Annotated in this window: 12 protein-coding genes; 5 read left to right on the forward strand and 7 right to left on the reverse strand. The window is 72.6% G+C overall.

Annotation, left to right across the window (positions count from 1 at the left end):
- Positions 1 to 176: 176 nt before the first annotated feature.
- A complete protein-coding gene (locus IC605_RS00565) occupies positions 177 to 1,331 on the reverse strand; it encodes a branched-chain amino acid ABC transporter substrate-binding protein (protein ID WP_216317630.1) in 1,155 nt (384 codons plus the stop codon).
- 199 nt (positions 1,332 to 1,530) lie between these two features.
- Positions 1,531 to 2,901, reverse strand: coding sequence for a type I glutamate--ammonia ligase (glnA, locus tag IC605_RS00570; RefSeq protein ID WP_216317632.1), 1,371 nt, complete (start codon positions 2,899 to 2,901; stop codon positions 1,531 to 1,533).
- Between the two features lie 336 nt (positions 2,902 to 3,237).
- On the opposite strand from glnA, the gene IC605_RS00575 reads away from it, so the two are divergent.
- Together IC605_RS00575 and IC605_RS00580 are read left to right on the forward strand one after the other, a co-directional pair.
- Positions 3,238 to 5,397 carry a glutamine synthetase III family protein gene (locus tag IC605_RS00575; protein ID WP_216317634.1) on the forward strand — a complete coding sequence of 720 codons (2,160 nt, stop codon included), beginning with the start codon at positions 3,238 to 3,240 and terminating at the stop codon, positions 5,395 to 5,397.
- Positions 5,398 to 5,516: 119 nt separating this feature from the next.
- A complete protein-coding gene (locus IC605_RS00580; RefSeq protein WP_216317635.1) occupies positions 5,517 to 6,320 on the forward strand; it encodes an AAC(3) family N-acetyltransferase in 804 nt (267 codons plus the stop codon).
- A gap of 20 nt (positions 6,321 to 6,340) precedes the next feature.
- Here IC605_RS00580 and IC605_RS00585 read toward each other — a convergent pair whose 3' ends face one another.
- From IC605_RS00585 to IC605_RS00600, 4 genes are all read right to left on the reverse strand, one after another.
- Positions 6,341 to 6,949, reverse strand: coding sequence for a GNAT family N-acetyltransferase (locus IC605_RS00585; protein WP_216317636.1), 609 nt, complete (start codon positions 6,947 to 6,949; stop codon positions 6,341 to 6,343).
- Between the two features lie 40 nt (positions 6,950 to 6,989).
- The gene (locus IC605_RS00590; RefSeq protein WP_216317637.1) at positions 6,990 to 7,691 is read right to left on the reverse strand and encodes a DUF4388 domain-containing protein; all 702 of its coding nucleotides are present in this window, start codon (positions 7,689 to 7,691) and stop codon (positions 6,990 to 6,992) included.
- Between the two features lie 14 nt (positions 7,692 to 7,705).
- Positions 7,706 to 9,130 carry an NAD(P)H-hydrate dehydratase gene (locus IC605_RS00595; RefSeq protein WP_246580280.1) on the reverse strand — a complete coding sequence of 475 codons (1,425 nt, stop codon included), beginning with the start codon at positions 9,128 to 9,130 and terminating at the stop codon, positions 7,706 to 7,708.
- A gap of 82 nt (positions 9,131 to 9,212) precedes the next feature.
- Entirely contained in the window at positions 9,213 to 10,061 is an 849-nt protein-coding gene (locus tag IC605_RS00600; protein WP_216317638.1) for a tetratricopeptide repeat protein, read from the reverse strand.
- A gap of 85 nt (positions 10,062 to 10,146) precedes the next feature.
- Here IC605_RS00600 and rsmA point away from each other — a divergent pair, with 85 nt between their 5' ends.
- From rsmA to IC605_RS00615, 3 genes are all read left to right on the forward strand, one after another.
- A complete protein-coding gene (rsmA, locus tag IC605_RS00605) occupies positions 10,147 to 11,004 on the forward strand; it encodes a 16S rRNA (adenine(1518)-N(6)/adenine(1519)-N(6))-dimethyltransferase RsmA (RefSeq protein ID WP_216317639.1) in 858 nt (285 codons plus the stop codon).
- A 103-nt stretch (positions 11,005 to 11,107) separates the two neighbouring features.
- Positions 11,108 to 12,040, forward strand: a complete 933-nt coding sequence (locus tag IC605_RS00610) for a carbohydrate kinase family protein (RefSeq protein ID WP_216317640.1) — start codon at positions 11,108 to 11,110, stop codon at positions 12,038 to 12,040.
- Positions 12,041 to 12,352: 312 nt separating this feature from the next.
- Complete coding sequence (locus IC605_RS00615; protein ID WP_216317642.1) at positions 12,353 to 12,664, forward strand: hypothetical protein; 312 nt, start codon at positions 12,353 to 12,355, stop codon at positions 12,662 to 12,664.
- 186 nt (positions 12,665 to 12,850) lie between these two features.
- Here the strand turns inward: IC605_RS00615 and IC605_RS00620 are convergent, their stop codons facing one another.
- Positions 12,851 to 13,678: an SDR family oxidoreductase gene (locus IC605_RS00620; protein WP_216317644.1), complete on the reverse strand. Its 828-nt coding sequence runs from the start codon at positions 13,676 to 13,678 to the stop codon at positions 12,851 to 12,853.
- Positions 13,679 to 14,174 lie beyond the last annotated feature (496 nt).

A 14,174-nucleotide genomic window follows, 5' to 3' on the forward strand; every position in this document is an offset into this window, starting at 1 on the left:
GGTCTCTCCTCTCGGTGTCGGTCCCCGTGAGCGTCGGGGGTGGAGATGGCGATCTTCGGGGCCGGGACCTGAAACGCAGGGGCGAGAGGCCTCGCCCGGGCCTGCGCCCCCCACCATAGCGAAGGGGCCGAGCGTGATGCCCGGCCCTGGGGAGATGTCCCGGCGGCCCTGCCCGCTTACTGCCGGGTGGGACGGACGGGTACGCTGGTGGCGAGCTTGTACTTGCCGCCCTCCACGTTCATCACGTACAGGGTCGCCGAGCGGCGGTCGCCGACGCTGTTGAAGCTCACGTTGCCCGAGAGCAGGCCCGTGAAGCTGCCCTTGCGGATCGCGGCCTCCACCTGCTGGCGGGTCGGGGCCTTGTTGCCGTTGGCCTTGGCGGCGGCCAGGATGCCCTGGAGGGCCACCTTGGCGGCGTCGTACCCGAAGGCGCCGAAGCCCTGCGCGGTGTCGTTGAAGGTCTTCTGGTAGTTCGCGGCGAAGGTCCGCGCGGCGGGCAGCGCCTCGATGGGAGCGGCCACCGTCGTGAAGTAGATGTTGTTTGCCCCCGCCCCGGCGATGGTCGCCAGTTCAGAGCTGTCCAGGCCGTCGCCGCCCACCACCGGCGTGGTGATCCCGGCCTCGCGGAGCTGCTTGATAAAGACGCCCACCTGGTTATAAATCCCGCCGAAGTAGATCGCGTCGGGCCGCTGGAGCCGGATCTTGGCGACGATGCTCGAGAAGTCGCTCTTCTCCTCGGTGCCCTCGTTGCCCACGACCTGGATGTTCTTGGCCTTGAGGGCCTTTTCCACCTCGCGCGCCAGCCCCTCGCCGTAGGCGGTCTTGTCGTTGATGATGTAGACCTTGCTCGCCTTGAGCGTCCCGGTGATGAAGTTCGCGCCCGCCGGACCCTGCGCGTCGTCGCGCGCCACGATGCGGTTCATGTTGCTCAGGCCGCGGTCGGTGACCTGGTTGGCGGTGTTCGCCGGGCTCACCAGCGCCACGCGGCTGGGCTGAAGCGCCGCGCTCGACGGAATCGCCACGCCCGAGTTCAGGGTCCCCACCACCGCCAGGATCGAGCGGTCCGAGGCGATCTTGCGCGCCTGCGCGGTGCCTGTGGCCGGGTCCGCCTGGTCGTCGTAGGGGGCGAGCTGGAGGGTCAGCCCGAGCTGCTGGAACTGCGCCTTGTACTCGTTCACGGCGATCTGCGCGCCGTTGCGAATCTGGGTGCCGAGGTCGCTCTGCCCGCCCGAGAGGGGCGAGAGGGTGGCGAGCTTGATCGTGGTCTGGGCGCTCGCGCCCCCCAGGGCCAGCGCGGCGAGAACGGAAAGGCTCAGGGCGGTTTTCTTCATGGATCCTCCGAAAAAGGTGCGCTTGTGCGCCGTTGTTGAGATTGCCACAATTCTAGGGACGCCTTTAAGCGAAGTCAACGCGAGGCTCATGAGAGGAGCCTCCCGGAACTGATTCCAGCGCGGCCCAGCGAAAGGATATTGCGGCAAAAAGGGGTTGTGGGCAACCGGGAGGCCCCGGTGCCCCGCCGGGGGGGGTGCCTCAGATCAGGTCGAGATAGCGCTCCAGCTCCCAGGCATGGACGGCCGCCGAGTATTCGCGCCACTCCGCCCGCTTGGCCGCGACGAAATGGTCGAGGACGTGCTCGCCGAGCGCCCCGGCGATCACCGGGTCCTTTTCGAGTTCGTCCACCGCCTCGCGCAGGTCGGTGGGCAGCTCGCGGATGCGGTGGTGCCGCTTTTCCCGCACCGTCATGCGGAAGATGTTGCGCCCGATGGCGGGCGGCGGCTCCATCCCGTGCTCGATGCCGTCGAGCCCCGCCGCGAGCATCGCCGCGAGGGCCAGGTACGGATTGCACGAGGGGTCGGGCATCCGCACCTCGGCGCGGGTGGAGTGACCCCGCTTGGCCGGAATGCGGATCAGCGCCGAGCGGTTGCTCGTGCTCCAGGCGACGTTGACGGGCGCCTCGTACCCCGGCACCAGCCGCTTGTAACTGTTTACGAGCGGATTGGTGACCGCCGCCATGCCCCCCGCATGCTCCAAGAGCCCCGCGATGAAGTGCCGCGCCGTGGCCGACAGGCCGTGCTCCCCCGCGGGGTCGGCGAAGGCGTTCGCCCCGTCCTTGAAGAGGCTGAGGTGGCAGTGCATCCCCGAGCCGTTCACGCCGGGCAGCGGCTTGGGCAAGAAGCTGGCGAGCAGCCCGTACTCCAGCGCCACCCGCTTGACCACGAACTTGAAGGTGGCGATCCGGTCGGCGGTCTCCAGGGCGGGGGCGTAGCGGAAGTCGATCTCGTGCTGCCCCGGCGCGACCTCGTGGTGCGAGGCCTCGATCTCGAAGCCCATCTGCACGAGCTTGTTCGCGATCTCCCGCCGGATGCGCTCGCCCTTGTCCACGGGCGCGAGGTCGAAGTACCCCGCCTTGTCGTGGGTGACGGTGCTGCCGCGCCCGTCCGCGCCCCGCTCGAACAGGAAGAACTCGGGTTCGGTCCCCACGAACATCTCGAAGCCGAGGTCGGCCGCGCGGGCAACCTGCCGCCCCAGCACCCGCCGGGGGTCCCCCTCGAAGGGCGTGCCGCCCGGCAGCGTCACGTCGCAGATCAGCCGCGCGACCCGGCCGCGCTCGCCCTCCTCGCGCGAGAACTGCGGGTAGATCAGGAAGGTGGAGAGGTCGGGCGTGAGGAGCATGTCGCTCTCCTCGACCCGGGTGAACCCCTCCACCGCGCTGCCGTCGAAGGTCACGTCCCCGGCGAGCGCTTTTTCGAACTGCGAGCCGGGCACCTCCACGTTCTTCGTCGTGCCCAAGATGTCGGTGAATTGCAGGCGCAAGAACTTCACGTTCTCCGCGCTCAAGGTGGCGAGGATGTCCTGTGGGGTGCGGGGGGGCGTGCTCTGGGCGTCGGGCGTGGGCGTCATCTCGTGGCGGGCCTCCGTGTGCCCCTGACCGTAGCGGGCGGGCGGGGGAGAGCGCAAGGGTCGGGTGGCCCCACCCCGCCGCCCGCCCGCACCGCAGGATGTTCGCCGTTCACTGCCCCGGTGAACCCTCCGGCCGGAGCAAAGTGCAGGTTGGGCCGGAGATTGACGCTGTTCCTCGCGCCGTTCCTGCAACTTGTCCAACTCCACGTTGACCGTGCATTTGGCACGCTCCTATACTCCGGGGCAGAGTCCGGCCGAGCTGAAAACGGGGTGCGGGAAAGGGATGCTGCCGTGCCGTGCCCCGCGGGGAAGCCGAGGCCACAGGGAGAGGAAACGATGAACCACGACTTCGATGTGATTTCCGCCGCCCGCAACTGGCGCGTCGAGGCCTCCCCGGCCTTCTTGCCCAACCACGTCGTGGACGAGCTGTTCTCCCGGGACGTGCTGACCCTGGACCAGCTCAGGGCCCGGTTGAGCAAGCCCGTGTACAAGAGCCTCCAGGCCACCCTGGAGCGCGGCGAGACCCTCGACCCCGGCATCGCCGACACCGTGGCGCTCGCCATGAAGAACTGGGCGATGGAAAAGGGCGCCACCCACTACACCCACTGGTTCCAGCCCCTCACGGGCGCCACCGCCGAGAAGCACGACTCCTTCGTCTCGCCCAACGGGGACGGCCAGGCCATCGCGGTCTTCAGCGGCAAGGAACTCATCCAGGCCGAGCCCGACGCCTCCTCATTCCCCTCGGGCGGGCTGAGAGCCACCTTCGAGGCGCGCGGCTACACCGCCTGGGACCCCTCCAGCCCCGCCTTCATCATGCGGCACGCGAACGGCGCGACCCTGTGCATCCCGACCGCCTTCGCCTCGTGGACCGGCGAGGCCCTCGACAACAAGACGCCCCTGCTGCGCTCGACCGAGGCGCTGAACAAGGCCGTGACCCCCGCCCTGCGCCTGTTCGGGGCGTCGGAGGGGACCCGGGTGGGCAGCACGCTCGGCGCCGAGCAGGAATATTTCCTGATCGCCGAGGAGTACTACTTCCGCCGCCCCGACCTCGTGATGACGGGCCGGACCCTCTTCGGCGCGCAGCCCCCGCGCGGGCAGGAGCTCGAAGACCACTACTTCGGCGCGATCCCCGACCGGGTGCTGAGCTTCATGACCGACGCCGAGATGCAGCTCTACACCCTGGGCATCCCGGTCAAGACCCGCCACAACGAGGTCGCCCCCGGCCAGTTCGAGATCGCCCCGATTTTCGAGAGCAGCAACGTGGCCGCCGACCACCAGCAGCTCATCATGCAGGTTCTGCGCAACACGGCGCGCAAGTACGGCCTCGTCGCCCTCCTGCACGAGAAGCCCTTCGCGGGCGTGAACGGCTCGGGCAAGCACTGCAACTGGAGCATGGGCACGAACGCGGGCGAGAACCTGCTCGAACCCGGCGACACCCCGCACGAGAACCTCCAGTTCCTGTTCTTCTGCTCGGCGGTCATCAAGGCCGTGGACGAGCACCAGGACCTCTTGCGCATCTCGGTGGCCTCGGCGAGCAACGACCACCGCCTCGGCGCGAACGAGGCGCCGCCCGCGATCCTCTCGATCTTCCTGGGCAGCGAACTCACCGACATCTTCGACCGGTTGGCGAGCGGCCAGGGCGGGCGCGGCGCGGAGGCCGGGCTCCTCGGCCTGGGGTCGAGCGTGCTGCCGCCCCTGCCGCGCCACGCCGGGGACCGCAACCGCACCAGCCCCTTCGCCTTTACCGGCAACAAGTTCGAGTTCCGCGCGGCGGGCTCGTCCCAGAGCATCTCCATGCCGATCACGGTGCTGAATACCATCGTGGCGGACGCGGTGCAGGGCCTCACGGCGGAGCTGGAGGCGCGGCTCACCCGGGGCGAGGACCTGGACGCGGCGGTCGGCGAGATCGTGCGGGACACGTATACCCGGCACAAGCGCATCGTCTTCAACGGCGACGGTTACGCCGAGGAGTGGCATCACGAGGCCGAGCACGGGCGCGGCCTGCTCAACCTCCGCACCAGCCTCGACGCCATCGAGCACCTCACCGACGAGAAGAACGCTCAGCTTTTCGAGAAGTTCGGCGTGCTGTCGGGGCGTGAGCTCTCGGCCCGCCAGGAGATCATGTACGACCAGTATTTCAAGACGGTGAACATCGAGGGCGAAACGACCGAGTACATCGCCCAGACGATGATCCTGCCCGCCGCCGCCGGGTACCTGGGGGACCTGGGCGCGGTCAGGACGCCCAGCCGGGCGCTCGACGCCACCGCCACCGAGGTCGCCGGGCTCACCGACGAGCTGTACGACGCCCTCCAGACCCTGCGCGAGCAGAACAGGGCGCTCGGCGGCGAGCAGATTCACGACAAGGCCCATCACGTCCGCGACCACGTGCTGCCCGCGATGGTGCAGGTGCGCCGGGCCGCCGACCGGCTCGAAAAGGTCGTCGCCGACAAGCACTGGCCGCTGCCGACGTACCGGCAGATGCTGTTCGTGAAGTAGGCGGTCAGCTCTCAGCCGTCAGCTTTCAGCCAACAACAGGGGAACCGCCCACGCCCGGACGGCTCCCTCTGTGTGTTCCTGGCTGATCGCTGAAAGCTGACGGCTGATAAGCTGATGAAGTGCTGAACCTGCTGCGCAAGCCGCCCGTGACGGCCGCCGAACTCGACGAGGGCCTGGGAGAGCTGGGGCTCGACGGGTCGCAGCACGTCATCGTCCACGCGAGCCTGAAGTCCTTCGGGCAGATGGAGGGCGGGGCGCGGGCGGTGGTGGACACGCTCGCCACCCGCACGGCGACGGTGGTGGCCCCCGCCTTCACGTATGGCACGCTGCTGCGCCACCCCACGTCGCCCGTCCACGCCCGCTTCCACCGCGACTCGCGGGTGAGCCGCGACATCGGGCGGGTGCCGCAGGAACTCGTGGAGCGCGCGGCGGCGGTGCGCAGCTTCCACCCCACCCTCAGCTTCGTCGCGCTGGGCGAGGCGGCGCGGGCCATCACGGGCGTGCAGACGCTGGACAGCCCCTACGGGCCCATCGGCGCCCTGTACGACCTGGGCGGGTACGCCCTCTTGATGGGCGTGGACTTCGGCAGCAACACGACGGTCCACTACGGGGAGCACGTGGCGGGCATGCCGCTGCTGACCCGCTACGTATCCGTGGACGGGCAGGTGCGGCCGACCGCCTTTCCCAACTGCTCGGCGGACTTCGAGCGCATGGCCCCCTCCGTCCGCGCCCGCTCCGCCCGGGTGGGGGGCTCCACGCTGCGGCTGTACCGGGTGCGCGACCTCGTGGACGCCACCGTGGGCGCCCTGACCCGCGACCCCGAACTCCTGCTGTGCACCGCCCCCGGCTGCCGCTGCCAGGAGGTCCGGCGGCTGGTGCGGCAAACGGGCCTGACGCCCCGCCCCCACGTGCCCTCGCTCTGAGCCGGGGCGACGGACCGCCCCTACAGCCGGAGCCCGAGCGTGAGGCTCCCTCCCGGGGCGCGCGCCAACTCCTGAAAGCCCACGTGCCGGTAAAAGCCCTGGGCGCGCGTGTTGCTCCCGCCCACCCCCAGGTGGACGCCCGGCGACCCGGCTCCCCGCAGGGCCGCGAAGAGGCGTTCGAGCATCCGGCGCCCGTGCCCGCCCCCCTGCGCGCGCGGCAGCAGGTCGATGTGCAGGTGCGAGGGGTACTCGGCGAGCACGGCGGGGTCCGCCCGCTGGGGACGGTGCAGGAGGTATGCCAGCCGCTCGTCCGGCGTGCGGGCCCCGAGGGGGACGTCCGCCGGGTCCGGGTAGCGCTCCCGCAGGGCGGGCCACCACTCCCGCTCCAACCGCGCCTCGAAGGCCGCCGTGTCGAGGGCCCCGAGGACGTACCCGCCCACCCCGTCCCCGTCTTCCAGCACGAGGGCGAATGCCGGCTCGAACGCCAGGTAGGGCCCGGCGTAGATGTGGCCGACGAGCCGGGGGTCGCGGTACAGGTGGGTCGCGTCCGCGCCGCTGTCGGCGGTCTCCAGGCAGATGCGGTAGAGGGCCGCGCGGTCGGCGGGGGAGGCGGGGCGAAGGGCGAACACGCCCCTATTGAACGGCACAGGCGGGCCGGTCCGCCACCAGTCAGGCCAGGTGCTGCTGTTCCCAGATCAGGTCGCGCAGCACCCAGCCGCTGCCCGGGAACCTCAGCCCGGCGCGAATCTGGGTGAGGAGGTACCCGCGCACCTCGCGCACGTCAAAGCCCCCGGCGACGAGTTCGCCCAGGTTGCGCCGACCGTCGAGGGCCGCCGCGACCGGGGAGTGGCCCTCCGGCCGCCCCCCTTGCAGGCGCAGGGCCGACCACGCGAACTCCCCGGTGGGCTCCACCCGCCCCCCCCGCACCCCGGCGGCGACCCGCTGCGCCACCTCGAACAGCGGGCGGCCCGTGCCCTCGGCGGCGTCGCGCACGCTGCGCCCGGCGGGGCCGATCAAGGGGGGCAGCGCGCCCCGGAACACCCGGCTGGGGCTGCCGATCACCGCGCAGACCTGCTCCCACTCGTCCGAAGCGCGGGCCCAGTCGGCGGCGAAGTGGCCGTAGGGGCTCAAGGGCGAGCCCGTGACCCCGCGCGGGGTGAATTCGAAGGTCCCCTCCACCGGCAGCAGCGGACTCGCCTGGATCGCGTCCACCCCCAGCCAGTCGAGGATGCCGCCCCCCACGATCTCGCCCCCCACGAAGGCCACCGTGTAGGGCACCCCCGTTTGAACGTCGAGGACACCCGTCTGCCGGGTCGCGTTGATGAGTTCCAGCACCCCCAGCAGGGGCAGGTCGGAGAGGAGGCCCTGCATGTGTCCTCCCGACCCTACCACTCCCCGCCCGGCGCCGACGTGCGGAACCTCGCACGCTTCCCCGCCCGCGTCAGGTCGAGCCACGCGCCCCCCACTTCAAAGCTCACGTCCGTCGCGCTCAGGCCGTAGCCGTGCCGCTCCCCCGCCCGTTCCCCCGCCCGCGCGTGCAGCCGCACCCCGGCCACCGCCGCGTCCCGGGCCCCCAGCCCCTGCCCGAGCAGCGCCCCGATGATCCCGGAGAGCGTGTCGCCCATCCCCGCGCTCGCCATGCCCGGATGCCCGCCCCGGCTCACGCTCAGCCCGCCCGGGTGCGCGACCACGCTCGGCCCGCCCTTGAGGACGACCACGCCCCCGTACCGCTCCCGCAGGGCGCGGGCGGCGGCGAGGGGATCGGCCCCCACCTCCCGGGTGCCCGTGCCCAGCAGCCGGGCCGCCTCGCCGGGGTGGGGCGTCCATACGCAGCCGTCGTGCCCGGCCCCCGCCAGCTCCAGTTGCAGGGCGTCCGCGTCGAGGACGGTGGGAAGCCCCCACCCCAGCACCTGCCGGGCGAGCGCCGCCGCGTCCGGTCCCAGCCCCATGCCGACACACACGGCGTCGGGCCGCTCCGTCACCCCGCCCAGCCACTTCCCCAGGCCCGCGTGCCGCCGCACCATCAGCTCCGGCGTCACCAGGGGCACCTGCGCCGCCGAGTGGACGGTCACCAGCCCCGCCCCCGCCCGCAGCGCCCCCAGCCCCGCCAGCGCCGCCGCCCCCACCGTGCCCGGATGACCTCCGACCACCCACACCCGCCCCGCCGTGCCCTTGTGCGCGTCCGCGTGCCGCCCGGGCAGCAGGGCGGCGACCTCGGCGTCGGTCGGCCGGGCGGCGAGCGCCTCCGCCCGCACCCAGCCGGGCGGCACCCGCAGCGGCGCGAGGACGACCTCACCTGCCCGGTGCGCGGCGGCCCCGAACAGCAGCGCCGTCTTGTACCCGGTGAGGGTGACGGTCAGGTCGGCCCGGACGGAGGGGGAGGGGGCGTCCGCCCGCGCCGCGTCCAGCCCGCTCGGCAGGTCGATGGCGACCACGCACGCGCCCCCCTCCCGCGCCGCGTTCACCGCCCCCACGACCTCCGCCAGCGCCGGGCGCAGGGGCGGCACGAATCCGGTCCCGAGCAGGCCGTCCACGAGCACGGCCGCCCCCCGCGCAGCCCGCCTCACCTCCTCCGGCGTGAGCGGCCCGGGTTCGACGCCGAACGCCCCGAGCCTTTCCCGGTTCAGCCTCGTCAGCGGGTGCGAGGCGGGCGCGGCGAGCACCCGCACCGGGTGTTCCAGCGCCGCCAGATGCCGCGCCGCGACGAGGGCGTCCCCGCCGTTCGCCCCGCCCCCCGCGAGGAGCAGCACCCGGGCCCCCGGGTATCGCGCGTGCACCGCGTCCGCCACCGCCCGCCCCGCCTCCTCCATGGCGAGGTTGAGGAGGCCCGCCGCGCCGAGCCGCGCGTCCACCACGCGCACGCCCGCGGGGGACAGCACGAAGCCGGCCACGCTAGCCCACCGCCCCGCGCACGGCCAGGAAAAGGACGAGCACCGCCAGCGCGAGCAGCACCAGCCGGACGGCCCGCAGCCGCGCGTCCCTGCGAAAGCCCTCGCGCATCTCGTCGCGGGTGTCCTCCTGCGAGCGCCGCACGCTCAGGCGCTGGGCGCGCCGGATCGCCCCCACCGACTCGTGGACCCGCCCCTGCCTGCGCAGCGCCACCCCCAGGTTGTGGTGCGCCCCGTCGAAGTCGGGGTTGAGCCGCAGCACCTCGCGGTAGCGCGCCTCCGCCTCGGCGGGCCGCCCCGCCTCCAGGTCGAGGTTCGCCAGGTTGGTCAGCGCCCGGTAGTGCCCCGCGTCGGCGGCCTGCGCCTCCCCGAAGCGGGCGCGCGCCTCCCCCGGTTCTTCCCTCAGGGCGTGCAGCACCCCCAGCGCGTTCAGCGCCTCCGCCCGGGTCAAGGGATGCGCGAGCGCCGGGGCCAGCCGTTCCCGCAGCGCCTCCGGCTCGGTCTCGCCGCCCGTGCCGCGCCCCAGCCCGTCCAGACTCGCCAGCGCGTCCCCGAGGGCCCGGGGCGACACCAGCGTCTTCAGCAGCGCGCCCTCGCCCGCTAGCCCCCGCGCGGGCAGGTCACCCAGCGCCTCCTCCAGCCCCGCCCAGGCGCGGCGGGCCTGCGGCAGGCGCCGGCCACGCACCGCCTCCTGCACGTGCAGCACGCTGTCCAGCACCCCGGTCAGCTCGGGGGGGGCGCCGGTGACCCGCGCGGCGGCGAGCGAACGGCGCCACTCGCCCGCGCGCGCGAACGCGGCCCAGTCCGGCGGGGCGGCCGCGGACGGCGTGGAAGAGGGGGCGGAGTCCGTCATGCGCGGAGTATACTGACCCGCCCCAGCGCCCGCCGTCCCCGCTCCTTCCCCGCGGTGCGGGTGCCCGGCGCGGAGAGTAGCCCCTGTGACCCAGCCCGACGCCCCTTCCCCGACGCCGCCCGCCCCGCTGTACTCGCCCGCCCGGGTGCGCGACCTCCTCACCCGCCACGGACTCAGGCCCACCAAGAGCCTCGGCCAGAACTTCCTGATCGACGGCAACATCCTGCGCCTCATCGCCGACGCGGGCGGCGCCGCGCCCGGCGTCCCCGTGCTGGAGGTCGGCCCCGGCCTGGGTGTCCTGACCCGCGAGGTCGCCTCGCGCGGCGCGCACGTCACCGCCCTGGAAAAAGACGAGCGCCTGAGGCCCGTCCTCGCCGAGACCCTGGGCGGCATGGACGTGAACGTCGTCTGGGGCGACGCCCTCGACTTCGACTACGCCACGCTGCCCCCCGGCACGCGGGTGATCGCCAACCTGCCCTACTACATCACCGGGGTGCTGCTCGCGCGCTTCATGCACGCGCCGGGCGTCGTCTCCGCGACCGTCCTGGTGCAAAAGGAGGTGGGCCAGCGCCTCGCCGCCCGCCCCGGCGACGACGCCTACGGGTTCCTGAGTGCGCTCGCGGCCCTGCACGGCACGGTGAGGCACGTGCGCGACGTGCCGAAGGGGGCCTTCCTCCCCGCACCCGACGTGACGAGCAGCGTCTTGCGGCTCGACTTCGACCGCACCCGCCCGCTGCCGGACCCCGCCCTCCTGCGCTTCGTGGAGGCGGCCCTGCACCACCGCCGCAAGACGCTGCGGAACAACCTGCGCCTGACGGGCCTGGAGGGACCGGCCATCGACGCCGCCCTGGCCGAGGTGGGCCTGCGCCCGGACGTGCGCGCGGAGGACGTGCCGCTGCCAGGGCTGCACGCCCTCGCCGCGCGGCTGGGCGTGGTACGGTAGGACCGCTGTTCCAGACGCTGGCCCTCCCGCTTCCCAGACGTGTCCTGCCGTCCGGGGGGGACGCATTCAGAGGGCCCCGAGACGCGGCCCGGAGGTTTTTCCCGTGAAGTTCTTCGTCATCGGTGACGTGACCGTCGACCACCTCTATCACCTCGACCGCATCCCGGCCCCCGGCCAGGAGGTCTCGCCCACCCGCGCCACGATGGAACCCGGCGGCGCGGGCGGCACGATCTCCGTGACCCTGGCCCGCCTGGGCCACACGGTCACCCTCGCCGCCCGGGTGGGCCAGGACCCCTTCGCCGAGTACGCCCTGGGGCGCGTGCGCGAGAGCGGCGTCTCCGAGAGCGCCGTCCAGCACGACCCCGAACACCTCACGAGCACGATCACCGTGATGCAGACGCCCGACGGCCAGCGCGCCATGATCAGCCACGGCGCCGCCAACCGCCAGCTCGACCCCGCCAAACTCAAGAAAAAAGACGTCGAGGGCGCCGACGCGCTGGTCATCAGCGCCTACAGCCTCACGGAGGGGCCGCAGCGCGACTATTCCCTGAGGGCCATCGAGATCGCCCGCGGCGCGAAAAAGCCCCTGCCCGTCTTTATCGACCTGGGCACGGGCGCCGTGAACCGCGCGGGCACCCGCCTGATGGCCGACGTGATCGGCGCGGACTACCTCACCCTCAACCAGCACGAACTCCTCGCCCTGACCGGCACCACGAGCATCAGCGCGGCGCTCGCCCGGCTGGGGGAGGCGGGCGCCCGCCGGGTGGTCGTCAAGGTGGGCCGCATGGGCTCCATCGTCTGGTCCCCCGAGGAGACCGAACTCGTGGACGCCGTGCCGCCGGAAGGGCAGGTCGTCGATTCGACCGGCGCGGGCGATACCTTCACCGCCACCTTCGCGCACGCCGCCCTGACGGGGCTCCCCCTCGCCAAGGCCGCCCGCGCCGCCAACGCCGCCGGGGCCCTCGCCGCCACCCGCTTCGGCGCCCAGGCCCGGCCCATCACCCCCGCCGACCTCGAACGGGCGCTGGGCCGCTGAGCCGCTGAGCGGTTCGCCCCGAGCCGCGCCCCGGCCCCACCCGGCGGGGCGCGCCTGACGTTTCCCCTGCCCCCCATGACCGCCGACCTCCTCCTCACCCGCCTGCTCCACGAGGAAGCCGCCGCCCGGGGCCTGCGTGACCCCCAGGGCCCCTCCCCAGCGTTCCCGAGGCGTTCGCCCTCGTCCGCGAGTGGCGCGGCACCTGCGCCACCAAACACGAGCTGCTCGCCGCCCTCCTCGCCGAGCGGGGGATTCCCAGCACCGTCGTCGCCTGCACCCAGGAGATCACCCCGTCCCCCCGGACTCCTCGCCTTGGGCGGCAATCGGCCCGTCGTGGACGTGCACAACTCCCTGATCGTCCACGCGCCGGAAGGGGACATGGTGGACGCGACCTGGCCGCTGGCGGCCGCGCAGGCCGGTCTCCCCGTCAACCCGGAGTGGGTGTGGGGCCGGGATCAGGTCGTCGCCTGCACGCCCCTCGAAGCCTGGCCCGTCCCGGCGGGGGAGAGCGTGGCCGACTTCAAGGCCCGCGTGCTGCGCGAGCGCTACGCGCCCGAGGAGTTGGAGCGCCGCGACGCCTTCATCCGCCAGGTGGGAAGCCTCTTCCTGGGGGAGCGCGCGTGACCGTCCACCCCGACTCCCCGCCCGCCCGCTCTGTCCTGCACGAGGGGGTACCGCCGTCGCCCTGACGGTCGCGGAGCCGGGGAGCAACGGCCGGGCCGCGCTCCCCGGGCCCTCTCCCTGGACGTGCCCGGGGGCGGCACCGGGAGCCGAAGTGACGGACACGCCGCGGTGTGGTGGGGGGATGTTCTAGCCTGCGTCGCCCACGTATTCCTCGCTGAGCTGCCACAGCCGCAGCGCCGCCCCGTCGTCGAGGGCCTGCGGGGCGGGGCGGGCCTCGCGCTCCTTGGCGAAATAGCGCCCGCTGACGGTGACCGCCGGATCGCTGGCGAGGCGAAGGCTCGTCCGCGCGCCCTGCTCGGGGCTGATGGCGAAGAGGTTGAACACCCGCCACAGCAGTTGGCTCTGGCCCGTGTTGTTCTGCCCGAAGCCGCTTCTCACCATGCCGGGATGCACGGCGTTGCTCTGGAGACCGGGCTCGCGCCGGGCGAGTTCCCGCGCGAAGAGGGCGTTCGCCAGCTTGCTCTGCCCGTATGCCCCCCACCCGCTGTAGCCGCGCCGGAACTCCGGATCGTCGAAGCGAATCCGCCCGAAGCGGTGTGCTTCTGAAGAAACCGTCACCACCCGCGCCCCCGGATGCTGCCGCAAGAGGGGCAGCAGCTCCCGCGTGAGCAAGAAGGCCGCGAGGTGGTTGAGCGCCCAGGTCGTCTCGATCCCCTCGCGGGTCTCCTGCCTCTGCGCGTAGTAGGCCCCCGCGTTGTTCACGAGCACGTCGAGCTTCCCCACCCGCTCCCGGAACTCGGCGGCGGCCCGGCGCACCTGCGCGAGTTCCGAGAGGTCGGCGATCAGCACCCCCGCCGCGCCCACCTCCGCCGCCACCCGCGCCGTCTTCCCCGGGTTGCGGCCCACGAGCGTCACCCGCGCGCCCATCCGCGCCAGCTCCCGCGCCGTCACCAGCCCGATGCCGTTCGTCGCGCCCGTGACGAGCACCGTCTTGCCGTCCATGCCCTGCGTCATCTCGCCAGCATAGGAGCGGGTGTCGAGAGGCGCGGCAAGGGTGAAGACAATACCCAACCAAAAAGGTAAGGCTGACTCACGTGGAGCCAGCCTCCCGGCGCGCGAGCTTCACCCGGCCCGCTTATTTGGTTGCGCTGATGACCCCAGTGTATGAGGGCGGGTGTCACAAAGTTGTCACATGGCAAGACAGGTTGGGAGCACGTGTCATCGCTCCGCACAGAAGGCTTCGAGGCTGGGGTAGAGGTGGGTGGAGGGCCAGGGCGGGCGTTCTGCCTTGCGCTGCCGCGCATACATCCACGTCAGATGGACGCCCACCCACGGGGGTTCAAGGTCGGGTGCATAGGCAAGAAAGTCGTCGTAGCCCACGCGCCGGGCAAGGAATTGGACGTGGACGCCGTGCGGGACGTGCCCCTCGCTGACCTCCCCAGACGGTTCCGCCGCGAAGGTCTCCGTCTGTTCCTCTGTCAGAGGTTCAGAGGGACGCTCCAGCCGCCCC

The sequence above is a fragment of the Deinococcus aestuarii genome, assembly GCF_018863415.1.
GTDB classification, from domain to species: Bacteria; Deinococcota; Deinococci; order Deinococcales; family Deinococcaceae; genus Deinococcus; species Deinococcus aestuarii.